Source organism: Gandjariella thermophila (assembly GCF_005405885.1).
In the GTDB taxonomy this organism is placed as follows: domain Bacteria; phylum Actinomycetota; class Actinomycetes; order Mycobacteriales; family Pseudonocardiaceae; genus Gandjariella; species Gandjariella thermophila.
Map to the genome: position 1 here is coordinate 191,617 of NZ_BJFL01000003.1, position 22,001 is coordinate 213,617.

Annotated in this window: 27 protein-coding genes; 6 read left to right on the top strand and 21 right to left on the bottom strand. The window is 68.8% G+C overall.

What is annotated here, in order from left to right:
* Nucleotides 1-16 precede the first annotated feature (16 nt).
* From rpsH to rpsL, 20 genes are all read right to left on the bottom strand, one after another.
* Nucleotides 17-415 carry a 30S ribosomal protein S8 gene (gene rpsH / locus FFT21_RS04755; protein ID WP_137812510.1) on the bottom strand — a complete coding sequence of 133 codons (399 nt, stop codon included), beginning with the start codon at nucleotides 413-415 and terminating at the stop codon, nucleotides 17-19.
* A gap of 112 nt (nucleotides 416-527) precedes the next feature.
* Nucleotides 528-713 carry a type Z 30S ribosomal protein S14 gene (locus FFT21_RS04760; RefSeq protein WP_137812511.1) on the bottom strand — a complete coding sequence of 62 codons (186 nt, stop codon included), beginning with the start codon at nucleotides 711-713 and terminating at the stop codon, nucleotides 528-530.
* Between the two features lie 63 nt (nucleotides 714-776).
* Nucleotides 777-1,340 (bottom strand): 50S ribosomal protein L5, encoded by a 564-nt coding sequence (gene rplE / locus FFT21_RS04765; RefSeq protein ID WP_137812512.1) that lies wholly within the window; start codon nucleotides 1,338-1,340, stop codon nucleotides 777-779.
* A gap of 2 nt (nucleotides 1,341-1,342) precedes the next feature.
* Complete coding sequence (gene rplX, locus FFT21_RS04770; RefSeq protein WP_137812513.1) at nucleotides 1,343-1,657, bottom strand: 50S ribosomal protein L24; 315 nt, start codon at nucleotides 1,655-1,657, stop codon at nucleotides 1,343-1,345.
* Nucleotides 1,658-2,026: a 50S ribosomal protein L14 gene (rplN, locus tag FFT21_RS04775; RefSeq protein WP_137812514.1), complete on the bottom strand. Its 369-nt coding sequence runs from the start codon at nucleotides 2,024-2,026 to the stop codon at nucleotides 1,658-1,660.
* A 58-nt stretch (nucleotides 2,027-2,084) separates the two neighbouring features.
* Nucleotides 2,085-2,363 (bottom strand): 30S ribosomal protein S17, encoded by a 279-nt coding sequence (gene rpsQ, locus FFT21_RS04780; RefSeq protein WP_137812515.1) that lies wholly within the window; start codon nucleotides 2,361-2,363, stop codon nucleotides 2,085-2,087.
* Nucleotides 2,360-2,608, bottom strand: coding sequence for a 50S ribosomal protein L29 (gene rpmC, locus FFT21_RS04785; protein ID WP_137812516.1), 249 nt, complete (start codon nucleotides 2,606-2,608; stop codon nucleotides 2,360-2,362). Before rpmC ends, rpsQ begins: the two co-directional genes overlap by 4 nt.
* Entirely contained in the window at nucleotides 2,608-3,027 is a 420-nt protein-coding gene (gene rplP, locus FFT21_RS04790) for a 50S ribosomal protein L16 (protein WP_137812517.1), read from the bottom strand. The genes rpmC and rplP overlap by 1 nt, the downstream gene beginning before the upstream one ends.
* 3 nt (nucleotides 3,028-3,030) lie before the next feature.
* Nucleotides 3,031-3,873: a 30S ribosomal protein S3 gene (gene rpsC, locus FFT21_RS04795; protein WP_137812518.1), complete on the bottom strand. Its 843-nt coding sequence runs from the start codon at nucleotides 3,871-3,873 to the stop codon at nucleotides 3,031-3,033.
* Entirely contained in the window at nucleotides 3,874-4,314 is a 441-nt protein-coding gene (gene rplV / locus FFT21_RS04800) for a 50S ribosomal protein L22 (protein WP_137812519.1), read from the bottom strand.
* A 40-nt stretch (nucleotides 4,315-4,354) separates the two neighbouring features.
* Nucleotides 4,355-4,636 (bottom strand): 30S ribosomal protein S19, encoded by a 282-nt coding sequence (gene rpsS / locus FFT21_RS04805; RefSeq protein WP_137812520.1) that lies wholly within the window; start codon nucleotides 4,634-4,636, stop codon nucleotides 4,355-4,357.
* An 18-nt stretch (nucleotides 4,637-4,654) separates the two neighbouring features.
* Nucleotides 4,655-5,488: a 50S ribosomal protein L2 gene (gene rplB / locus FFT21_RS04810; protein ID WP_137812521.1), complete on the bottom strand. Its 834-nt coding sequence runs from the start codon at nucleotides 5,486-5,488 to the stop codon at nucleotides 4,655-4,657.
* Between the two features lie 21 nt (nucleotides 5,489-5,509).
* A complete protein-coding gene (gene rplW, locus FFT21_RS04815) occupies nucleotides 5,510-5,809 on the bottom strand; it encodes a 50S ribosomal protein L23 (RefSeq protein WP_137812522.1) in 300 nt (99 codons plus the stop codon).
* Nucleotides 5,806-6,495, bottom strand: a complete 690-nt coding sequence (rplD, locus tag FFT21_RS04820) for a 50S ribosomal protein L4 (RefSeq protein ID WP_137812523.1) — start codon at nucleotides 6,493-6,495, stop codon at nucleotides 5,806-5,808. Before rplD ends, rplW begins: the two co-directional genes overlap by 4 nt.
* Complete coding sequence (gene rplC / locus FFT21_RS04825; RefSeq protein ID WP_137812524.1) at nucleotides 6,495-7,145, bottom strand: 50S ribosomal protein L3; 651 nt, start codon at nucleotides 7,143-7,145, stop codon at nucleotides 6,495-6,497. Before rplC ends, rplD begins: the two co-directional genes overlap by 1 nt.
* A 51-nt stretch (nucleotides 7,146-7,196) precedes the next feature.
* Nucleotides 7,197-7,502: a 30S ribosomal protein S10 gene (gene rpsJ / locus FFT21_RS04830; protein WP_003938093.1), complete on the bottom strand. Its 306-nt coding sequence runs from the start codon at nucleotides 7,500-7,502 to the stop codon at nucleotides 7,197-7,199.
* 481 nt (nucleotides 7,503-7,983) lie between these two features.
* On the bottom strand, nucleotides 7,984-9,177 hold the full coding sequence (gene tuf, locus FFT21_RS04835) for an elongation factor Tu (RefSeq protein WP_137812525.1): 1,194 nt from the start codon (nucleotides 9,175-9,177) through the stop codon (nucleotides 7,984-7,986).
* Between the two features lie 220 nt (nucleotides 9,178-9,397).
* Nucleotides 9,398-11,515 (bottom strand): elongation factor G, encoded by a 2,118-nt coding sequence (gene fusA, locus FFT21_RS04840; protein ID WP_137812526.1) that lies wholly within the window; start codon nucleotides 11,513-11,515, stop codon nucleotides 9,398-9,400.
* A gap of 76 nt (nucleotides 11,516-11,591) precedes the next feature.
* Nucleotides 11,592-12,062 carry a 30S ribosomal protein S7 gene (rpsG, locus tag FFT21_RS04845; RefSeq protein ID WP_137812527.1) on the bottom strand — a complete coding sequence of 157 codons (471 nt, stop codon included), beginning with the start codon at nucleotides 12,060-12,062 and terminating at the stop codon, nucleotides 11,592-11,594.
* Complete coding sequence (gene rpsL, locus FFT21_RS04850; protein ID WP_137812528.1) at nucleotides 12,062-12,436, bottom strand: 30S ribosomal protein S12; 375 nt, start codon at nucleotides 12,434-12,436, stop codon at nucleotides 12,062-12,064. Before rpsL ends, rpsG begins: the two co-directional genes overlap by 1 nt.
* Before the next feature lie 467 nt (nucleotides 12,437-12,903).
* Here rpsL and FFT21_RS04855 point away from each other — a divergent pair, with 467 nt between their 5' ends.
* From FFT21_RS04855 to FFT21_RS04880, 6 genes are read left to right on the top strand one after another with little or no spacing between them, the layout of a single operon-like run.
* Nucleotides 12,904-13,662 (top strand): YbaB/EbfC family nucleoid-associated protein, encoded by a 759-nt coding sequence (locus tag FFT21_RS04855; RefSeq protein WP_137812529.1) that lies wholly within the window; start codon nucleotides 12,904-12,906, stop codon nucleotides 13,660-13,662.
* Entirely contained in the window at nucleotides 13,662-14,039 is a 378-nt protein-coding gene (locus FFT21_RS04860; protein ID WP_137812530.1) for a WXG100 family type VII secretion target, read from the top strand. Before FFT21_RS04855 ends, FFT21_RS04860 begins: the two co-directional genes overlap by 1 nt.
* 21 nt (nucleotides 14,040-14,060) lie before the next feature.
* Nucleotides 14,061-15,356: a WXG100 family type VII secretion target gene (locus FFT21_RS04865; RefSeq protein ID WP_137812531.1), complete on the top strand. Its 1,296-nt coding sequence runs from the start codon at nucleotides 14,061-14,063 to the stop codon at nucleotides 15,354-15,356.
* Between the two features lie 32 nt (nucleotides 15,357-15,388).
* Complete coding sequence (locus FFT21_RS04870) at nucleotides 15,389-16,039, top strand: hypothetical protein (RefSeq protein WP_137812532.1); 651 nt, start codon at nucleotides 15,389-15,391, stop codon at nucleotides 16,037-16,039.
* Entirely contained in the window at nucleotides 16,036-17,328 is a 1,293-nt protein-coding gene (locus tag FFT21_RS04875) for a hypothetical protein (protein WP_137812533.1), read from the top strand. Before FFT21_RS04870 ends, FFT21_RS04875 begins: the two co-directional genes overlap by 4 nt.
* A complete protein-coding gene (locus tag FFT21_RS04880) occupies nucleotides 17,325-17,891 on the top strand; it encodes a hypothetical protein (RefSeq protein ID WP_137812534.1) in 567 nt (188 codons plus the stop codon). The genes FFT21_RS04875 and FFT21_RS04880 overlap by 4 nt, the downstream gene beginning before the upstream one ends.
* A 61-nt stretch (nucleotides 17,892-17,952) precedes the next feature.
* Here the strand turns inward: FFT21_RS04880 and FFT21_RS04885 are convergent, their stop codons facing one another.
* Nucleotides 17,953-21,861: a DNA-directed RNA polymerase subunit beta' gene (locus FFT21_RS04885; RefSeq protein ID WP_137812535.1), complete on the bottom strand. Its 3,909-nt coding sequence runs from the start codon at nucleotides 21,859-21,861 to the stop codon at nucleotides 17,953-17,955.
* Nucleotides 21,862-22,001 lie beyond the last annotated feature (140 nt).

The window sequence follows — 22,001 nt, forward strand, 5'->3', positions numbered from 1 at the left end:
CCTTGTTCCCCCTTCCTCACCACACGTAGGCGAGGACTTCCCCGCCCACGCCCTGCTTCTGTGCCTGGCGGTCGGTGAGCAGCCCGGAGGACGTCGAAATGATCGCGACGCCCAGGCCGCCCAGGACCTTCGGCAGGTTGGTCGACTTCGCGTACACCCGCAGGCCGGGCTTGGAGACCCGGCGCAGGCCGGCGATGCTGCGCTCCCGGTTCGGGCCGAACTTCAGCTCGATGACGAGGAGCTTGCCCTTCTCGCCCTGCTCGGTGCGGTAGCCGGCGATGTAGCCCTCCCGCTGCAGGATCTCGGCGATGTTCGCCTTGAGCTTGGAGTGCGGCATCACGACCTGGTCGTGGTATGCCGAGTTGGCGTTCCGCAGACGCGTCAGCATGTCTGCGATCGGGTCGGTCATCGTCATGGTGACCTCTTCTACCTTTCTCGCCGCGGTTCCCTGGCCTTGACCGGCGTCCGGGCCTACGGCGAAGTGGGGATCAGCAGGGCGAAGCTCGTCCTCGGCGGGAGCCGGTTCGTCACCAGCTCGACTTGTTCACGCCGGGCAGCTCGCCCCGGTGCGCCATCTCGCGCAGGCACACCCGGCACAGCCCGAACTTGCGGAACACCGCGCGGGGCCGGCCGCAGCGGTTGCACCGGGTGTAGCCGCGCACCGCGAACTTCGGCTTGCGCGCGGCCTTGGTGATCAGCCCCTTCTTGGCCATCAGCTCTGCTCCTTACCACAATGGAGTCCGGCCGGAAGGACCGGAGACACGGCGCTCCGCAAGTCAGTTCTCCTTGAACGGGAAGCCCAGGCGCCGCAGCAGCGACCGGCCCTCCTCGTCGGTCGTGGCGGTGGTGACGACGGTGATGTCCATGCCGCGCGGGCGGTCGATCGAGCCGAGGTCGATCTCGTGGAACATCGACTGCTCGTTCAGCCCGAACGTGTAGTTGCCGTTGCCGTCGAACTGCCGGTCCGACAGCCCGCGGAAGTCGCGGATACGGGGCAGCGCGATGGTCAGCAACCGGTCCAGAAACTCCCACATCCGGTCGCCGCGCAGGGTGGCCCGCGCGCCGATCGGCATGCCCTGGCGCAGCTTGAACTGGGCGATCGACTTGCGGGCCCGCCGGATCTCCGGCCGCTGCCCGGTGATCGCGGCCAGGTCGCGCACCGCGCCCTCGATCAGCTTGCCGTCCCGGGCGGCGTCGCCGACACCCATGTTCACCACGACCTTGACCACGCCGGGCACCTGCATCGGGTTGGCGTAGCCGAACTCCTTCCGCAGCGCGGCGACGATCTCCTCGCGGTAGCGGGCCTTCAGCCGCGGGACGACCTTCTCAGCGGTGGTCATGATCAGATGTCCTTACCGTTCCGGCGCGAGATGCGGACGCGCTTGCCCTCGTCGTTCGTCCGGTACCCGACCCGGGCCGGCTTGCCGTCGGAGTCGACCACCATCACGTTGCTGACGTGGATCGGCGCCTCCTGGGTGACGATCCCGCCGGACTGCGCGCCGCGCTGGGTCTGCGTGATCCGGGTATGCTTCTTGATCCGGTTGACGCCCTCGACGAGCACCTTCTGGCGGTCCGGGTAGGCCTGGATCACCTTGCCCTTGGCGCCCTTGTCCTTGCCGGCGATGACGACGACCGTGTCACCCTTCTTGACCTTCATCTACAGCACCTCCGGCGCGAGCGAGATGATCTTCATGAACCTCTTGTCGCGCAGCTCCCGGCCGACCGGGCCGAAGATGCGGGTACCGCGCGGCTCGTTGTCGTTCTTGATGAGCACCGCGGCGTTCTCGTCGAACCGGATGTAGGAGCCGTCCGGACGGCGCTTCTCCTTCGCCGTACGCACCACGACGGCCTTGACCACGTCGCCCTTCTTGACGCCGGCACCCGGAATCGCGTCCTTGACCGTGGCGACGATGATGTCCCCGATGCCCGCGTAGCGCCGCGCCGAACCGCCGAGCACCCGGATGCAGAGGATCTCCTTCGCACCGGTGTTGTCGGCGACGCGCAGCCGCGACTCCTGCTGGATCACAACAACTCCTGACCCCTTGTGGCACGCCAGATTTCCGACCTGACGCGCGCGGTCCTCGTTACTTGGCCTTCTCCAGGATCTCCACCAGCCGCCAGCGCTTGGTCGCCGACAGCGGGCGGGTCTCCATCAGCAGCACGCGGTCACCGACACCCGCGGTGTTCTGCTCGTCGTGCGCCTTGACCTTCTTGGTGGTCCGCACGACCTTGCCGTACAGCGGGTGCTTCTTGCGGTCCTCCAGCTCGACCACGATCGTCTTCTGCATCTTGTCCGAGACGACGTAGCCCTCGCGGACCTTGCGGTAGTTGCGCGTCACGGTTCCGTTCTTCTGCTCGCTCATGCCGCACCCTCACCAGTGGAAGCCGCGTCCGGGGAGACGGAGAGACCCAGCTCGCGCTCCCGCATCACGGTGTAGACGCGGGCGATCTCCCGCCGGACGGTCCGCAGCCTGCGGTTGTTGTCCAGCTGCCCGGTGGCCATCTGGAAGCGGAGGTTGAACAGCTCCTCCTTGGCCTCCCGAAGGCGCAGCACGAGCTCCTCATCGGTGAGCTCACGCAGCTCAGACGCGGTGGTACCGGCTGCCATCAGAACTCACCACCCTCTCGCGTGACGATGCGGCACTTCATCGGAAGCTTGTGGATCGCGCGGCGCAGCGCCTCGCGGGCCACCGCCTCGTTCGGGAAGTTCATCTCGAACAGCACCCGACCAGGCTTGACGTTGGCCACCCAGTGCTCCGGCGAGCCCTTACCGGAACCCATCCGGGTCTCCGCCGGCTTCTTGGTCAGCGGACGGTCCGGGAAGATGTTGATCCACACCTTGCCACCACGGCGGATGTGCCGGGTGATGGCGATACGTGCGGACTCGATCTGCCGGTTGGTCACGTACGCCGGCTCCAGTGCCTGGATGCCGTACTCGCCGAAGGTGACCTTGGTGCCACCCTTGGCGAGCCCCTTGCGCTTCGGCGAGTGCTGCTTGCGGTGCTTGACCTTGCGCGGGATCAGCACGACTCAGCCCTCCGTCTTCTCAGCCGCGCCGCTGGCAGCCCCGGCGGCAGCGTCGTTACTGGCCTCGGCCGCGCTGGCCCGGCTGGCCGACTCGGCGGCGGCCCGCCCGGCCTCGGTGCTCGTGCTGGTGGTGCCGGAGGCGCCGGACCGGCGCGGGCGGCTGGGCCGCTCGCGGCGCGGCGGGCGGGACTCGGCCACGGCCTCGCGCTCCCGGCGGCCGCCGACCACGTCGCCCTTGTAGATCCACACCTTCACGCCGATCCGGCCGAACGTGGTGCGGGCCTCGAAGAAGCCGTAGTCGATGTCCGCGCGCAGCGTGTGCAGCGGCACCCGGCCCTCGCGGTAGAACTCCGAGCGGGACATCTCGGCGCCGCCGAGCCGACCGCCGCACTGCACCCGGATGCCCTTCACCTGCGGCGAGCGCATGGCCGACTGGATGGCCTTGCGCATCGCGCGGCGGAAGGACACGCGGTTGGACAGCTGCTCGGCGGTGACCTGGGCGACCAACTGGGCGTCCGCCTCGGGGTTCTTCACCTCGAGGATGTTCAGCTGGACCTGCTTCTTGGTCAGCTTCTCCAGCTCGCCGCGGATCCGGTCGGCCTCGGCGCCGCGCCGGCCGATCACGATGCCCGGCCGGGCGGTGTGGATGTCCACCCGCACCCGGTCCCGGGTGCGCTCGATCTCCACACGGGAGATGCCGGCCCGCTCCATGCCCTTGGAGAGCATGCGGCGGATCTTCACGTCCTCCGCGACGTACTCGGAGTACTGCTTGTCGGCGTACCAGCGCGACTTCCAGTCCGTGGTGATCCCCAGCCGGAAGCCGTGCGGGTTGATCTTCTGACCCACTTACCGGGCCTCCTTCTGACGTGCGCTGGCCTTCGCGCTGGTCTTGCGCGCCTTGCCGGTGCCGGTGGCGGCCTTGGGCCGGGACTCCACCTCGACCGTGATGTGGCTCGTGCGCTTGCGGATCCGGTAGGCGCGGCCCTGGGCGCGCGGCCGGAACCGCTTCAGCGTCGGCCCCTCGTCCACGTACGCCCGGCTCACCCAGAGGGTCTCCGGGTCCAGGCTGAGGTTGTTCTCGGCGTTGGCCATGGCGCTGGCGAGCACCTTCGCCACCGGCTCGCTCGCGGCCTGCGGCGCGAACCTGAGCACGGCCAGGGCCTCCTGGGCGTTGCGGCCCCGGATCAGGTCGATCACCCGACGCGCCTTCATCGGCGTCGTGCGGACGTAGCGGGCCCGCGCCGTGGCGCGCGGCAGCTCCTCCGCGCCGTCGGCGTTGTTACCCATCGCTTGCTACCCCTTAGCTTTCGCTGGTCCGAGCCCGCCGTCACCGGCGGCGCGACTTGCGGTCTTCCTTGACGTGGCCCTTGAACGTGCGGGTCGGCGCGAACTCGCCGAGCTTGTGCCCGACCATCGACTCGGTGATGAACACCGGCACGTGCTTGCGGCCGTCGTGCACCGCGATGGTGTGGCCCAGCATGTCCGGAATGATCGTGGACCGGCGGGACCAGGTCTTGATCACGGTCTTCTTGCCCGACTCGTTCAGCGCGTCCACCTTCTTGAGCAGGTGGTCGTCCACGAACGGGCCCTTCTTCAGGCTGCGTGGCATCCTTCACTCCCTCCCTGCTCAGCGCTTCTTACCGGTACGGCGGCGGCGAACGATGAGCCGGTCACTGGCCTTGCGGCGGCGGGTGCGGCCCTCCGGCCGACCGTGCGGGTTGACCGGGTGGCGACCACCCGAGGTCTTGCCCTCACCACCACCGTGCGGGTGGTCCACCGGGTTCATGGCCACACCGCGGACCGTCGGGCGCTTGCCCTTCCAGCGCATCCGGCCGGCCTTGCCCCAGTTGATGTTGGCGTGCTCGGAGTTGCCGACCTCGCCGACGGTGGCGCGGCAGCGCACGTCCACGTTGCGGATCTCGCCCGAGGGCATCCGCAGCTGGGCGTACGGGCCCTCCTTGGCGACCAGCTGCACGCTCGCGCCGGCCGAGCGGGCGATCTTCGCACCGCCGCCCGGGCGCAGCTCGATGGCGTGTACCACGGTGCCCACCGGGATGTTGCGCAGCGGCAGGTTGTTGCCCGGCTTGATGTCCGCGCGCGGGCCGTTCTCCACCATGTCGCCCTGGCGCAACTTGTTCGGCGCCAGGATGTAGCGCTTCTCGCCGTCGACGTAGTGCAGCAGCGCGATGCGCGCGGTGCGGTTCGGGTCGTACTCGATGTGCGCGACCTTCGCCGGCACGCCGTCCTTGTCGTGGCGACGGAAGTCGATCAGGCGGTACGCCCGCTTGTGGCCGCCGCCCTTGTGCCGGGTGGTGATCCGGCCGTGGCCGTTCCGGCCACCGCGGCCGTGCAGCGGACGCACCAGCGACTTCTCCGGCTCCGACCGGGTGATCTCGGCGAAGTCGGACACGCTCGCGCCGCGACGCCCCGGCGTCGTCGGCTTGTACTTGCGGATGCCCATCTCTTACGCAGTCCTCGCTCGTCAGGCGGCCGGGCCGCCGAAGATCTCGATCGGCTTGCTGTCCGGCGACAGGGTCACGATCGCGCGCTTGGTGTCCTTGCGCTTGCCGTAGCCGTACCGGGTGCGCTTGCGCTTGCCCTCGCGGTTCAGCGTGTTCACGCTGACCACCTTGACGCCGAAGACCTTCTCCACCGCGATCTTGATCTCGGTCTTGTTGGCCGTCGGGCGCACCAGGAACGTGTACTTGTTCTCCTCGAGCAGCCCGTAGGACTTCTCGGAGATCACCGGCGCGATGAGGATGTCGCGGGGGTCGGGGATCACTTCTCGCCCTCCTCGGCCAACTCGCTGGAGCGAGCGGTTGCCTTGACCGAACGGCCACGGGCCGGGCCGGCCAGGAACAGCTCGAAGGCCTCCCTGGTGAACACCACGTCGTCGTTGACCAGCACGTCGTAGGTGTTGAGCTGGTCCGGCGAGATGACGTGCACGTTCGGCAGGTTGCGCGCGGACAGCCAGCCCAGCTCGTCGGAACGGCCGAGCACCAGCAGCAGCCGCTTCGCGTCGGTCACCGAGGCCAGCACCTTGCGCGCCGCCTTGGTGGACGGCTTCTCGCCCTCCACCAGGCCGGTCAGCACGTGCACCCGGCCGGCGCGGGCCCGGTCGGACAGCGCTCCGCGCAGCGCGGCCGCCTTCATCTTCTTCGGCGTGCGCTGGTCGTAGGAGCGCGGCGTCGGGCCGTGCACGGTGCCACCGCCGGTGAACTGCGGGGCGCGCACCGAGCCCTGCCGGGCGCGGCCGGTGCCCTTCTGCCGGTACGGCTTCTTGCCGCCGCCGCGGACCTCGCCGCGGGTCTTGGTGTCGTGCGTGCCCTGCCGGGCCGCGGCCAGCTGGGCCACCACGACCTGGTGCATCAGCGGCACGTTGGCCTGCACGTCGAACACGTCGGCGGGCAGCTCGACGGTGCCGTCGCTCTTTCCGTCCGGGGTGCGGACCTCAACCGTCGCCGTCATCACGCACCACCCTTCGCGGCCGTCCGGACGAAGACCAGCCCGCCCCTCGGGCCGGGAACGGCGCCCTTGATCAGCAGCAGGCCGGACTCCTGGTCCACCTGGTGCACGGTCAGGCTCTGCGTGGTCACCCGCTCGTTGCCCATCCGGCCAGCCATCCGCAGGCCCTTGAACACCCGGCCGGGGGTGGCGCAGCCGCCGATGGAGCCGGGGGAGCGGTGCTTGCGCTGGGTGCCGTGGCTGGCGCCCAGACCACCGAAGCCGTGCCGCTTCATCACACCGGCCGTGCCCTTGCCCTTGCTGGTGCCGGTCACGTCGACCAGCGCGCCGGCCTCGAACACCTCGGCGGTGATCTCCTGGCCGACCTGGTACTCGCCGGCGTCGGTGGTGCGCAGCTCCGCCAGGTGCCGGCGCGGCGTCACGCCGGCCTTGGCGAAGTGCCCCGACTTCGGCTTGTTGACCTTGCGCGGGTCGATGGCGCCGTAGGCCAGCTGCACGGCCGAGTAGCCGTCCTTCTCCGGGGTCCGAACCTGGGTCACCACGCACGGGCCGGCCTTCACCACGGTCACCGGAACGACCCGGTTCCGCTCGTCGAAGACCTGGGTCATGCCGAGCTTGGTGCCCAGGATCCCCTTGATCTGCCTGTCAGACATGGGTCTCGTTACTCTCCGCCCCACATGGGTTAGCTCTGCCGTGCCCAGCGCTTACTGGATGTTGACGTCGACGCTCGCCGGCAGATCGATGCGCATGAGCGCGTCCACCGTCTTGGGCGTCGGGTCGAGGATGTCGATCAGACGCTTGTGCGTGCGCATCTCGAAGTGCTCGCGCGAGTCCTTGTACTTGTGCGGCGAGCGGATGACGCAGTACACGTTCTTCTCGGTGGGCAGCGGCACCGGCCCGACGACCCGAGCGCCGGTGCGCGTCACGGTCTCGACGATCTTGCGCGCGGACGCGTCGATCGCCTCGTGGTCGTAGGCCTTGAGCCGGATGCGGATCTTCTGTCCCGCCATGGTGGCTTGCCGTTCCTCTTCTCGTACCGCTGCGGTGCGGGTGCCTTGCCGGGTGACCCGACGGATTCCGCCGGAGTGCTTCTGCCGTGCCTTCGAGGTCCGGGTCGTCCGGCCTGCCGAACGGCCCGCACACTCGCGCTCCGCCCCTGTTCAGATGTCACGGTCGCCGGTCCACGCGGTCGGGCGTGTCGAGCCCTCGAGCACAGACCGGTCCCACTGACCTCGTCGGTGGGATGAGCCTTACGCTCCGGCGCCCCCACCCGAACCGGAATCACCCGGTGGGCGAAAAGGCGCTCGGTTTCCCTTGTTCAGGGCCTCTCGTGACGGGGTGGCCGGGACCTTCCCGAACACGCCGGGCGCGTTCATGCGGATACCGGCCACCCCGTCCGAGGCAACCCATACAGGATGCCACACCGCTGTGTGGCGATCCAAATCGGGTCACACGCGGGGGAGGCCACCCGAGGGCGACCTCCCCCACCACTCACTTGATGATCTTGGTGACGCGGCCCGCGCCGACGGTGCGGCCACCCTCGCGAATGGCGAAGCGCAGACCCTCCTCCATCGCGATGGGCTGGATCAGCTTCACCGACATCTCGGTGGTGTCGCCCGGCATCACCATCTCGGTGCCCTCGGGGAGGGTCACCACACCGGTCACGTCCGTGGTACGGAAGTAGAACTGCGGCCGGTAGTTGGTGAAGAACGGCGTGTGCCGGCCGCCCTCGTCCTTGGACAGGATGTAGACCTGCGCCTCGAACTCGGTGTGCGGCGTCGTGGTGCCCGGCTGGATGACGACCATGCCGCGCTCGACCTGCTCGCGCTTGATACCACGCAGCAGCAGGGCGGCGTTGTCGCCCGCCTGGCCCTCGTCCAGCATCTTGTTGAACATCTCGATGCTGGTGACCGTCGTCTTCATGGACTGTTCCTTGATGCCGACGATCTCGACATCCTGGTTCAGCTTGACGACGCCGCGCTCGATGCGGCCGGTCACCACGGTGCCGCGGCCGGTGATCGTGAAGACGTCCTCGATCGGCATGAGGAACGGCTTGTCGGTCTCCCGCTGCGGGTCCGGGATGAACTCGTCGCAGGCCTCGAGGAGCTTCATCAGGGCGTCGCCCCACTCCTTGTCGCCCTCGAGCGCCTTGAGCGCGGAGACGCGCACGATCGGCACGTCGTCACCCGGGAACTCGTACTGGTTCAGCAGCTCGCGGACCTCGAGCTCGACGAGCTCCAGGATCTCCTCGTCGTCGACCATGTCGGCCTTGTTGAGGGCCACCACGATGTAGGGCACCCCGACCTGGCGGGCGAGCAGCACGTGCTCCTTGGTCTGCGGCATCGGACCGTCGGTCGCCGCCACCACCAGGATCGCGCCGTCCATCTGGGCCGCGCCGGTGATCATGTTCTTGATGTAGTCGGCGTGACCCGGGCAGTCGACGTGCGCGTAGTGCCGCTTGTCGGTCTGGTACTCGATGTGTGCGATCGAGATGGTGATACCGCGCTGCTTCTCCTCCGGAGCCTTGTCGATCTCGTCGAACGGCTTGAAGGGGTTCAGCTCAGGGTGCTTGTCGTGCAGGACCTTGGAGATCGCCGCGGTCAGCGTGGTCTTCCCGTGGTCGATGTGGCCGATGGTCCCGATGTTGACGTGCGGCTTGGTCCGCTCGAACTTCGCCTTCGCCACTGGAATTGTCCTCCTGGACTTCTGTTCTCTCCGCCGGTCCGCCCGCTGGCTTTCGGTGCGGTCGGCTTCTCGTCAGGGTCGGTTGTGCGGACCCCGGGGGGAGTGCCCGGGAGAGCCGCACTGCTGTGCGGTGCTCCGGTGTGGGGTCACTCCCCCGCGCCTTCGCGACAGCCGATGACTCGGCTCGGGTGAGTGGCCCCGCTGGAAGAGCCCAACACGATCACTCACCTGTCGCCTTCGCGATGATCTCCTTCGCGACGTTGGTGGGAACCTCCGCGTAGGAGTCGAACTGCATGGTGTACGTCGCCCGGCCCTGGGTCTTGGACCGCAGGTCGCCGACGTAACCAAACATCTCCGACAGCGGGACCAGCGCCTTGACGACGCGGGTACCGCTGCGCTCCTCCATCGCCTGAATCTGACCGCGACGGGAGTTCAGGTCGCCGATGACGTCGCCCATGTAGTCCTCGGGCGTGTTGACCTCGACCGCCATCATCGGCTCGAGCAGCACCGGGTCGGCCTTGCGCGCGGCCTCCTTGAGCGCCATCGAACCGGCGATCTTGAACGCCATCTCGGACGAGTCGACCTCGTGGTAGGCGCCGTCGATCAGTGTCACCTTGAGGCCGACCAGCGGGTAGCCGGCGAGCACACCGTACTGCATGGCGTCCTGGGCACCGGCGTCCACCGAGGGGATGTACTCCCGGGGAACGCGACCACCCGTGATCTTGTTGTCGAACTCGTACATCGCACCGTCGGCCGTCTTCTCCAGCGGCTCGAGCTTGATGATGACCCGAGCGAACTGGCCGGAGCCACCGGTCTGCTTCTTGTGCGTGTACTCGTACTTCTCGACGGTACGCCGGATGGTCTCCCGGTAGGCCACCTGAGGCTTGCCAATGTTCGCCTCGACCTTGAAGTCGGACTTCATCCGGTTGACCAGCACCTCAAGGTGCAGCTCACCCATGCCCTCGATGATGGTCTGGCCGGTCTCCTCGTCCAGGCTGACCCGGAAGGTCGGGTCCTCCTCGGCGAGCTTCTGGATCGCCGCGGAGAGCTTCTCCTGGTCGGCCTTGGTCTTCGGCTCGATGGCCACCTTGATGACCGGCTCCGGGAAGGTCATCGACTCGAGGATGATCGGGTTCTGCGGGTCGCAGAGCGTGTCCCCGGTGGTGGTCTCCTTCAGGCCGATGGCCGCGTAGATGTGCCCGGCGCGCGCCTCGTCGACCGGGTTCTCCTTGTTGGAGTGCATCTGGAACAGCTTGCCGATGCGCTCCTTGCGGTCCTTGGTCGAGTTGATCACTTGCGTGCCCGCGGCGACCTTGCCCGAGTAGACCCGGATGTAGGTGAGCTTCCCGAAGAACGGGTGGCTCATGATCTTGTGCACCAGGGCGGAGAACGGCTCGTCGATGCTGGCCTTGCGGGTGGCCTTGGTCTCGCCGTCCGGCAGCACGCCCTCGACCGGCGGCACGTCCAGTGGCGACGGCAGGTACTGGATCACCGCGTCCAGCATCGGCTGGACGCCCTTGTTCTTGAACGCCGAGCCGCACAGGACCGGGTAGACCTCGCTGGCGGTGGTCAGCTTGCGGATGCCGGCCCGGATCTGCTCGACGGTCAGCTCCTCGCCGCCGAGGTAGGCCTCCATCAGCTCCTCGTCGGCCTCGGCTACCGCCTCCAGCAGCTTCTCCCGGTACTCCGCGGCCTTGTCGGCCAGCTCGGCCGGGATGTCCTCGACGGCGTAGTCCTCGCCCTTCTTGGTCTCACCGCGCCAGGTGAGCGCCTTCATCCGGACCAGGTCCACGACGCCGATGAAGTCCGACTCCGCGCCGATGGGCAGCTGGATCACCAGCGGGCGGGCGCCGAGGCGCTCCTCGATGGTGCGCACGGTGAAGTAGAAGTCCGCGCCCAGCTTGTCCATCTTGTTGACGAAACAGATGCGCGGCACCTCGTACTTGTCCGCCTGGCGCCACACGGTCTCCGACTGGGGCTCGACGCCCTCCTTGCCGTCGAACACGGCAACGGCGCCGTCCAGCACGCGCAGCGAGCGCTCGACCTCGACGGTGAAGTCGACGTGGCCAGGCGTGTCGATGATGTTGATCTGGTGGTCCCGGCCGTTCTGGTCGGGCCAGAAGCAGGTCGTCGCGGCGGAGGTGATGGTGATACCGCGCTTCTGCTCCTCCTCCATCCAGTCCATCGTCGCGGCGCCGTCGTGCACCTCGCCGATCTTGTAGTTGATCCCGGTGTAGAACAGGATCCGCTCGGTCGTGGTGGTCTTTCCAGCGTCGATGTGGGCCATGATCCCGATGTTGCGGACCCTGGCCAGGTCAGTTAGCACGTCGCGTGCCACGAGCTTGTCCCCTGTCTTCCAGCAGCTTGTCGCTGTCGGTAGGGCTGGCGGGCCCGGCTGGCTGCCGGGCCGGCGTTCACCAGCGGTAGTGCGCGAAGGCCTTGTTGGCCTCGGCCATCTTGTGCGTGTCCTCGCGGCGCTTCACGCTGGCCCCGAGGCCGTTGCTCGCGTCGAGCAACTCGTTCATCAGCCGCTCGACCATCGTCTTCTCCCGCCGCTGCCGCGACGACATGATCATCCAGCGCAGTGCCAGCGTGGTGGCGCGGCCGGGCTTCACCTCGACCGGCACCTGGTAGGTGGCGCCACCGACGCGGCGGCTCTTCACCTCCAGGGTGGGCCGCACGTTGTCCAGCGCGCGCTTGAGCGTGACCACCGGGTCGGTACCGGTCTTCTCCCGGCAACCCTCCATGGCCTGGTAGACGATCCGCTCGGCGAGCGACCGCTTCCCGTCCATCAGGACCTTGTTGATCAGCTGGGTGACCAGTGGAGAGCCGTACACCGGGTCCGAGATCAGCGGCCGCTTCGGGGCCGGTCCCTTGCGGGGCATCAGCGCTTCTCCTTCTTCGCGCCGTAACGGCTGCGAGCCTGCTTGCGGTTCTTCACGCCCTGCGTGTCGAGAGAACCACGGATGATCTTGTAACGGACGCCGGGAAGATCCTTCACGCGGCCACCACGAACGAGCACCATCGAGTGCTCCTGCAGGTTGTGGCCCTCGCCAGGGATGTAGGCCGTGACCTCGATGCCGCTGGAGAGCTTGACACGCGCAACCTTACGCAGTGCCGAGTTCGGCTTCTTCGGGGTGGTGGTGTAGACGCGCGTGCACACACCGCTTCGCTGAGGGCTTCCCTTGAGCGCCGCGGCCTTGGTCTTGGCGACCTTGTCCTGGCGGCCCTTCCGGACCAACTGCTGGATCGTGGGCATAGACCGGCTGCTTCTTCCGTTCGCGTCTCGTACGTGCGAGCTCTGTGTACTTGGGGTCCCCCTCCGTACCCCGAGGTCGGGCGTGTCAGCCCACTCTCGTGCCCTTGGGCGGCACCAAAGCGTCCCAGCGGGATTCGGGAGGATGCTCCGCCTCCCCGGCGCGGCGTCCGCCACTCACAGGCACGCGGAGTGGCCCGACATAGGTCGGGCACGAGTAACAAAGATACCTGCCTCGCTCGGCACGGGTCAAAACGGGGTACGGCCGCACCATGGCGGGACCTCTCACCCTCACGGTAACTCAGTTCCACCCGTTCGGGCAGGGGTGGCACGCCGAACACGCCCCGGCGGGCCGCACGTGACGCACGCCACCGGGGGCTTTGTCCAATGCGCCCACGTCCTCATTTCGAGTGAAGGATCATGATCCGCGCACGCCTCGTGCCCGGCCTGTCACTACGGGAGGGAACGTCATGACCGAACCGGTCACCGAACAGGTGGAGCGGCTGCGCCACCGTCTGGAGGCCGTCCGGCGCAACCAGCGGGACGCGGAGGAGCGGTTCGCGAGACTCGACGCGATGCGGGCCGAGGTCGCGGCCATCGAGACCGCGGTGACCTCGAGCGACCGCGCGGTCACCGTGGTCGCCGGCCCGGGCGGCTCGGTGAAGTCGGTCCGCTTCGCCGACGAGGCGAGGCGGCTGACGCCCAACCAGCTCTCCCAAACCGTGACGGCGACGATCCAGCGGGCGGTCGCCGAGGCGGCCAAACAGCAGGCCACCGTCGTGCAGAGCTACGTCGGCGACGACATCGACGTCCTCGGCCGCGTGATGAAGACCCAGGAGGAGCTGCTCGGCCACGCGCTGCGGCCGGCCGAGACCGAGGCCCCGACCGGCGTCCCGGGTCACCGCGCGTCCTCGCCCGCGCCGCCTCCCTCGCACCACAGGCCGGGTACGCAGCCGCGCGGCCGGCTCGGCTGGGGTCCCGCCGCGGCCCCGGGCCAGCGGCCGGGCCACGCGCCACCACCTCCGGCCGGGTCCGCCGCGGCGCCGGCCGTCCCCCCGGGTGGGGCGCGCCCGGCACCGCGCCGGCCCGCCGTCGCGCCGAGCCACGACGACCCCGAGCAGTTCTCCGTGTTCGACCGGGGCACGCGGCCCACCCAGCCGCCCGCAGCGCCGGGGACGTCGCGCAACTCCGACGGCGTGATGCGGCTCTATGACGAGGAGAACGGCTGATGGGCGGGTTCCAGACCAACCACGAGCACCTGGCCGAGGCCGGCCGGCAGATCGCCGCGCACGGCGAAGGCTCGCAGGAGATCCAGGGGAAGATCCGGGAGGCCAACGTCTCGCCGCAGTCCTGGGGGCTGCTCGGGCTCGAGGCGTTGTTCCCCATCTACCTGACGCTGCTGTCCGACCTCGAGTCGCACCTGGCCGCCATGCAGCACCACCTGACCGAGACGGGCGACGCACTGGGCCAGACCGCCGACGCGTACCGGCAGCTCGAGGAGGAGGTCGCCAGGTCCTTCCAGGACATCCTCGACCGGCTCGACGGCGGCGGGCCCACGCCGCTGAACTCGCCCAGCGCTCCGGACAGCTCCGGCCTCTACACGTAGGACAGGAAGCGAGACGTAGACATGACCGAGCCGAGCGTGGCCTCCGCGTTCGAAGGAAAGGACCTGGTCTCCGACTTCGGGGGCAGGCTCGCCGACCACTATCGGGGCGCGGTGACCGGTGAGAAGGACGCGTTCACCGGCGAGACGGCCATCCAGAACATCCCCGGTCTGGGTAGCGCCTACCAGCCGTTCAAGGACGGATACACCCTGGTCAAGGACGTCCGCTCGGGAGAGGACACCAAGGCTCTCGCCGGGGACGTGAAGGACGTCGCCTCGGACACGTGGAGCCTCGTCTCCGAGGCGAGGGGAGCGATCGCGGACCCGCTGGGTTGGCTGATCCAGAAGGGCCTCGGCTTCCTGGAAGACGTGGTCTTCCCGCTCAAGGAGATGCTAGAGCTGGTCACCGGCGACCCGGAGGCGCTGGAGAAGTCGGCCGAGCAGTTCGACGCGATCGCCGCGGACCTGAAGAAGCTGGCCGAGAACGTCGAGCAGGCCGCGACGCAGGGGTGCCAGGTATGGGCGGGCGAGGCCGCACCGGCGGCGGGCCAGAAGATCGGCGAGACCAAGCGGAGCATCGAGGAGACCGCGCAGGCCGCCGGGCACGTCGCCACCATGCTGAAGGTCAGCAGCATGCTCATGCAGGCTGCCTACGACATCATCAATGGCATCATCGCCGACGTGATCGAGCAACTGGTGATCACCTGGGTGGCCGCCCAGGCCGCCGCACCGGTCACCCTGGGCGCCTCCGAGGCCGCGGCCGCGGGGGCGAGCGCCGCCGAGGTGGGCATCGGGGTGGCGCGGGCCACCCCGAAGATCGCCAAGGTCACCGAGATCCTGCAGAAGATCACCCAGTTCATCCAGAAGGTCCTGCGGGCGCTGAAGGGGTCGGTCGGGAAACTCCTCAACGAGACCAAGGTTGGCGGCAAGTTCCTGCAGCAGGAGATCAAGGAGGGCGAGAAGGTTGTCCAGAAGGCCGGGGCTGGTCGCGAGGGCCTGGACGCGCTCGGCACCACCAGGCAAAGCCTGGAGAAGGACCTCGGGCGCGAGGTGGACAGCGGGGAACTCTTCGGTCGCCACGTCCGGGACCACCTGGACGACTGGGTGAAGCACAGCGCCAAGGAGCATGCGCTGGAACAACTCGGACTGCCGAGCGAGCGGCCGCAAGGAGCCAAGGAGTGGCTCGAGGCGGGCGAGGAGTTCGCCACGAAAGCCAGGGAGAAGTTCGAGGACGTCCAGCAGGCGGTTGAGTACTCGACTGATCCGGGCGCGCAGGCGGAAGAAGACAAGAACGCGAAGGAGAAGGGCGGCAAGGACTGAGCGGCGCGCCGCCGCCGAAGGAGGTGCTCCGCATGAGCCACGGATTCCCACCCGGACTGACCTACCAGAGCCCGCTCTTCTCCGGGCCCCCGACCGTCCACGGTGTCTATCGCGGGGTGAACGTCTTCGCGGACCGATCAAGGAACTCTTCCACCTGGGACCTCTGGGACGTCGTGAATCTTCTTGATCCCGAAGTGCTGAGCTGGGGTTCGCGGCATGAGCACGAGTCGACCATGCGTGTCGCCGTGGAACTCACCGGACCGCTCCCGTATCTCACGATCGCGAACCGCGAAGGCACGAACGACTCCATCGCCGTCGGATCCGACGGACAACCCCCGCACCCCTTCGACAAATGGAATGTCGACTTTGCCCATTCCCTGTCGATCGGCTATCCACCCTTCGACGACAGGTACGTGGTCAGCAGCGGCGACATCGGGTTCCTGCGCACCGTCATGCGGCCCGAGCTGGCCCAGTGGATGGTCTCGGTGCACGACCGGGTCCGGTGGCAGAAGGTCGTCTTCCTGGAGTCCCGGGTGTGGGCGCTGAGCAGCGACAAGCAACTCGATCCCGGGCACGTGCTGCCCCTGGCGGACTACCTGATCGAGATGCTCCACCACACGCACCCGGTCGCCACGCCCGCACCGGCGCCCGGTGCCCAGGCGTTCGGCGGTGATACGGCATGACGCCCACCCCGGCCGGCGCCGCGGCGGGCGCGCTGCCCGGCCTGTGGCCGCATGCCCCCGACGCGCCGTTCCTCGTTCCGGTGCCCGGAACCGCGGAAGTCCCGGACGAGCTGCGGGCTGCGGGGATCACCGCCGAGGGCCTGCAACCGGCCTACTGGATCGGGCGCGACCGGTTCTATCTCACGGCCACCCGCAACGGCCTGCCCATCGCGTGGCCCAACGTCACCCACCGCGGAGGCGAGGTCGTGCGGAACCCGGGAATACCGCTGGCCGGAGTCGTCACCGTTCGACCCGGGGTGATCTCCAACCTGCGGAAGCCGGTCGAGATGTCGGTGGACGACTGGCTCACACCGTTCGTCGACAAGGTGCTGCTGGACAACGGACCGGCCGTTTTCCTCACCGGCCAGTACGAGGTTTTCCTTCCGACGCCGGACCCGGTGGGGCTGGCCGCCGAGATCGAACGGCGGCGGCAGGGTGTCATCCGCTTCGGCGGCTGGACAATGCCCGACGCGGCAAATCCGCCGGACAACCTCCGCGGTGGCGGGCCCATCGACGGCAGGCCGGTCTACGGCATGGATGCCCAGCCCACCTTCCGGCGCATCACCGCGCTCTTCGCCGAGCCGACGTGGCAGCCGCACACGCCCGCCCCGATCGGTTCGCTGCGTCCGGTGGGCGAACCGCCGAGCGCGCCAAGACCGCCGCGGAACGTGCCGCTCCCGGAGAGCGTGCCCGACCAGGTCTGGAACCTCGGCGGCGCGAACTCGGGGCTGCAGGTCATGGCCACGGTCCGCAGGATGGTCCTGGGACCCGCCCCGCTGCCCCGGATTCCGTCGCTGAGCCTGGAACGGTTCCCGCCCGAGCCTCATCCGTTCATGAGCGTGCCGCTGGCGCGCCTGTCCGTGGTGCGGGCTGGCCAACTGTCCGGACTGCCACCGCGGTGGGCGGTCCGCGGGCTGGCGCCGGACACCCGCACCGAGATCCGGCTCACCATGGCCGACGGCCCCGCGGTATGGCTGTGGGGCCCCACCCACGAGTGGGTCATCCCGGTGCCGGACGACGAGGCGGCGAACGCGCTGGTCGCCGGCATCCGGTCCCGCCAGGAGGTGGGCATGCTCTTCCCCGTCGCGCTCAGCTCCGGCCCGGAACGCTCGGCCTGGCAGCTCTCCGAACTCAGACCGGTGGACGGGCCGCAGGGACGGGCGCTGCCGCCTACGCCGGCGTACGCGCCGGTGGAACCGACCATCGTGCCGCCGGGCACGTGGCAGCCGACCGGAGGGGACAGCAGATGAGAATCCTGGCGGTGGTCGTCGCGCTGCTCGGCGGGGCAGGCATCATCGGTGGGATCGGCATGGGGGTCAACGAGGGCTCCGTGGCACTCGGCTGGGGTGAGAAGGTCACCATCCACGTCGACCGCAGCTACACGACCCGCGAGGTCCAGCGGAACCAGACAACCCACACCCGGCGGTACGTGACCCGGTCCCACCTTGAGGGCCACTACACCAGGGACGGAAGCACGCACACCGTCGACCTCGACGGCAGTTACCCGATCGGCTCGGACGTCACCGGCTATGTGCCGGTGCTCGGCGGCGCACCGACCACCCACACCGGTGGGTCCGCGGTGTTGCTGAGCCTGTGCGGGTTTCTGCTCACGGTGCCGTTCGGAATCGGGCTGTTGTTCCTTGCCCGGTACCTGTGGCGCGGCGGCGCCAGGCGTCCCGCCGCCACGGCCGCGCCCTCGCCGGTCGCCCCGCAGCCCGCTCCGTACCAGGGACAGTCCCCGGACCAAGGCCCCACGCCGTACCAGGCTCCGATGCCGTACCAGGGGCAGCAGAACCCGCCGACCTGGCAGTGAGTGGTACGCCGAAGGGCCCCGGGGTGTTGCGCCCCGGGGCCCTTCTCCTGACGAGTGGACCTCAGCGGTAGTCGCGGCCGAAGTCGTAGTCGTCCAGCGGCACCGCGGCGCCGGTACCCGTGCCGAAGACGTCCGGCGTGTAGTAGCCGTCGTCGTAGGACGGGATGGCGTAGGCGGCCGCCCGTGCCTCCTCGGTGGGCTGAACCTGGATGTTCCGGTACCGGTTGATGCCGGTGCCGGCCGGGATCAGCTTGCCGATGATCACGTTTTCCTTCAGGCCGACCAGCTTGTCGCTCTTGCCCTCGATCGCGGCCTCGGTGAGCACCCGCGTGGTCTCCTGGAAGGACGCGGCCGACAGCCACGACTCGGTGGCCAGCGACGCCTTGGTGATGCCCATCAGCACCGGGCGGCCGGATGCCGGCTCGCCGCCCTCGGCCACCACCCTGCGGTTCTCCGCCTCGAACTGGGCGCGCTCGACCAGCCCGCCCGGCAGGAACTCGGTGGAGCCCGAGTCGATGATCGTGACCCGGCGCAGCATCTGCCGGACGATCACCTCGATGTGCTTGTCGTGGATGGACACACCCTGCGCCCGGTAGACCTTCTGCACCTCCTGCACCAGGTGGAGCTGGGCCTCTCGGGGACCCATCACGCGCAGCACCTCGTGCGGGTCGGGCGTGCCCTCGAGCAGCTGCTGCCCGACCTCGACGTGGTCACCGTCGGCCAGCGCCCGCTCGCTGCCGTCCGCCGAGATGGGGGCCAGCCGCTGACGCTTGGACAGCTTGTCGTAGACGACCTCCTCGCTCCCGTCGTCCGGGACGATGGTGATCTTCCACGACTTGTCGCCCTCCTCGATCCGGATGCGACCGGCCACATCGGCGATGGGCGCCTTGCCCTTGGGTACCCGGGCCTCGAACAGCTCGGTGACGCGGGGCAGACCGGTGGTGATGTCGTCACCGGCGACACCACCCTGGTGGAAGGTCCGCATGGTCAGCTGCGTGCCCGGCTCACCGATGGACTGCGCGGCCACGATGCCGACCGCCTCGCCAACGTCCACCAGCTTGCCGGTGGCCATCGAGCGGCCGTAGCAGGTCGCGCAGACGCCGGTGCTGGACTCGCAGGTGAGCACGCTGCGCACCTTGACCCGGGTGATGCCGGCGCCCAGCAGCTTCTCGATCGCCGGGTCGCCCAGGTCGTCGCCGCGGTTGAGCAGCAGGTTGCCGTTCGGGTCGTGCACGTCCTCGGAGAGGGTGCGCGCGTAGACGCTGGTCTCCACGTGCTGGTGCCGGACGACCTTGCCGTCGAGCACCTCGCCGATCGGCATCCAGATGCCCCGGCTGGTGTCGCAGTCGCTCTCCCGGACGATGACGTCCTGGGAGACGTCCACCAGGCGCCGGGTGAGGTACCCGGAGTCCGCGGTCCGCAGCGCGGTGTCGGCCAGACCCTTGCGGGCACCGTGCGTGGAGATGAAGTACTCCAGCACCGTCAGGCCCTCACGGAAGTTCGCCTTGATCGGCCGGGGGATGTACTCACCCTTCGGGTTGGACACCAGACCACGCATACCGGCCAGCGACCGGACCTGGGTCATGTTGCCCGCCGCCCCGGACTTCACGATCATCCGGATCGAGTTGTCCTCGGGGAAGTTGTCCTCCATGGCCTGGGCGACCTCGTCGGTGGCCTGCTGCCACACCTTGACCAGCTCGTTGTTGCGCTCCGCGTAGGAGAGCTGGCCGCGCTGGTAGCGCTTCTCCACCTGGTCGGCCCGCTTCTCGAAGGAGTCCAGGATCTCCTTCTTGCCCGGCGGCACGACCACGTCGGAGATGGCCACGGTGACCCCGGAGCGGGTGGCCCAGTAGAAGCCGGCGTCCTTCAGCTTGTCCAGCGTCTGGGCGACGGTGACGATCGGGTACCGCTCGGCCAGGTCGTTCACGATCGCTGCCTGCCGCTTCTTCGGCATCGGCTCATTGACGAACGGGTAGTCCGCCGGCAGCAGGTCGTTGAACAGCACCCGGCCCAGCGTGGTGTCCGCGAGCCACGGCTGGCCCGGCTGGTAGCCCTCGGGCTCCTCGCCGGGTGCCGGCGCCCGGTCCTTGATCCGGACCTTGATCGGCGCCTGCAAATCGATCGCCTTCCGGTCGAAGGCCATGATCGCCTCGGCCGGGGAGGCGAACGCCTGGCCGGCGCCCTTCGCGTCCTCGGAGAGCTTGGTCAGGTGGAACAGCCCGGTCACCATGTCCAGACGCGGCATGGCCAGCGGGCGGCCGGAGGCCGGGGAGAGGATGTTGTTGCTGGACAGCATCAGCACCCGGGCCTCGGCCTGCGCCTCCGCGGACAGCGGCAGGTGCACGGCCATCTGGTCACCGTCGAAGTCCGCGTTGAACGCCTCGCAGACCAGCGGGTGCAGCTGGATCGCCTTGCCCTCGACCAGCTGCGGCTCGAAGGCCTGGATGCCGAGGCGGTGCAGCGTCGGCGCCCGGTTCAGCAGCACCGGGTGCTCGGTGATGACCTCCTCCAGCACGTCCCACACGGCCGGGCGGGCGCGCTCCACCATCCGCTTGGCGGATTTGATGTTCTGCGCGTGGTTGAGGTCCACCAGCCGCTTCATCACGAACGGCTTGAACAGTTCCAGCGCCATCAGCTTGGGCAGGCCGCACTGGTGCAGCTTGAGCTGCGGGCCGACCACGATGACCGACCGGCCGGAGTAGTCGACACGCTTGCCGAGCAGGTTCTGGCGGAACCGGCCCTGCTTGCCCTTGAGCAGGTCGGACAGCGACTTCAGCGGCCGGTTGCCCGGACCGGTGACCGGGCGACCGCGGCGGCCGTTGTCGAACAGCGCGTCCACGGCCTCCTGGAGCATCCGCTTCTCGTTGTTGACGATGATCTCGGGCGCGCCGAGGTCGATCAGTCGCTTGAGGCGGTTGTTCCGGTTGATCACCCGGCGGTACAGGTCATTGAGGTCGGAGGTGGCGAACCGGCCACCGTCGAGCTGCACCATCGGGCGCAGGTCCGGCGGGATGACCGGGACGCAGTCCAGCACCATGCCCATCGGCGAGTTGCGGGTGGTCTGGAACGCGGCGACCACCTTCAGCCGCTTCAGGGCGCGCAGCTTGCGCTGGCCCTTGCCGTTGCGGATGACCTCGCGCAGGCCCTCGGCCTCGGCGTCCACGTCGAAGTCGGCCAGCAGCTTCTGGATGGCCTCGGCGCCCATGCCGCCGGTGAAGTACTCGCCGTAGCGGTCCACCAGCTCGCGGTAGAGCTGCTCGTCCGCGATGAGCTGCTTGGGCTCCAGCTTGGTGAAGGTGCTCCAGACCTCGTCGAGCCGGTCCAGCTCGCGCTGGGCGCGGTCGCGGATCTGCCGCATCTCACGCTCGCCGCCCTCCTTGACCTTGCGGCGGACGTCGCTCTTGGCGCCCTCGCTCTCCAGTTCGGCGAGGTCGGCCTCGAGCTTCTGCGCGCGCGCCTCGATGTCGGCATCCCGCTTGTCCTCGACGCGCTTGCGCTCGACCTGGATCTCGTTCTCGAGAGTGGGCAGGTCGTTGTGCCGCATCTCGGTGTTCACCGAGGTGATCACGTAGGCGGCGAAGTAGATGATCTTTTCCAGGTCCTTCGGCGCCAGGTCCAGCAGGTAACCCAGCCGGCTCGGGACGCCCTTGAAGTACCAGATGTGGGTGACCGGCGCGGCCAGCTCGATGTGGCCCATCCGCTCCCGGCGCACCTCGGCGCGAGTCACCTCGACACCGCACCGCTCGCAGACGATGCCCTTGAACCGGACCCGCTTGTACTTACCGCAGTAGCACTCCCAGTCCCGGGTCGGGCCGAAGATCTTCTCGCAGAACAGCCCGTCCTTCTCCGGCTTGAGCGTGCGGTAGTTGATCGTCTCGGGCTTCTTGACCTCGCCGTACGACCACTGGCGGATGTCGTCCGCGGTGGCCAGGCCGATGCGGAGCTCGTCGAAGAAGTTGACGTCTAGCACGTCGGGTCTTCTCCCCTTGAGTTGGTTAGCGGTGAGGCCGGCGCGGGGCCTCGGGGTGGCGCGAGTCGGGCCGGGGCGGGTGGGCGGGAGGAACACCCGCCCCCGCAGGGAGCGGGGGGGGGGGGGGGGGGGGGGGGCCC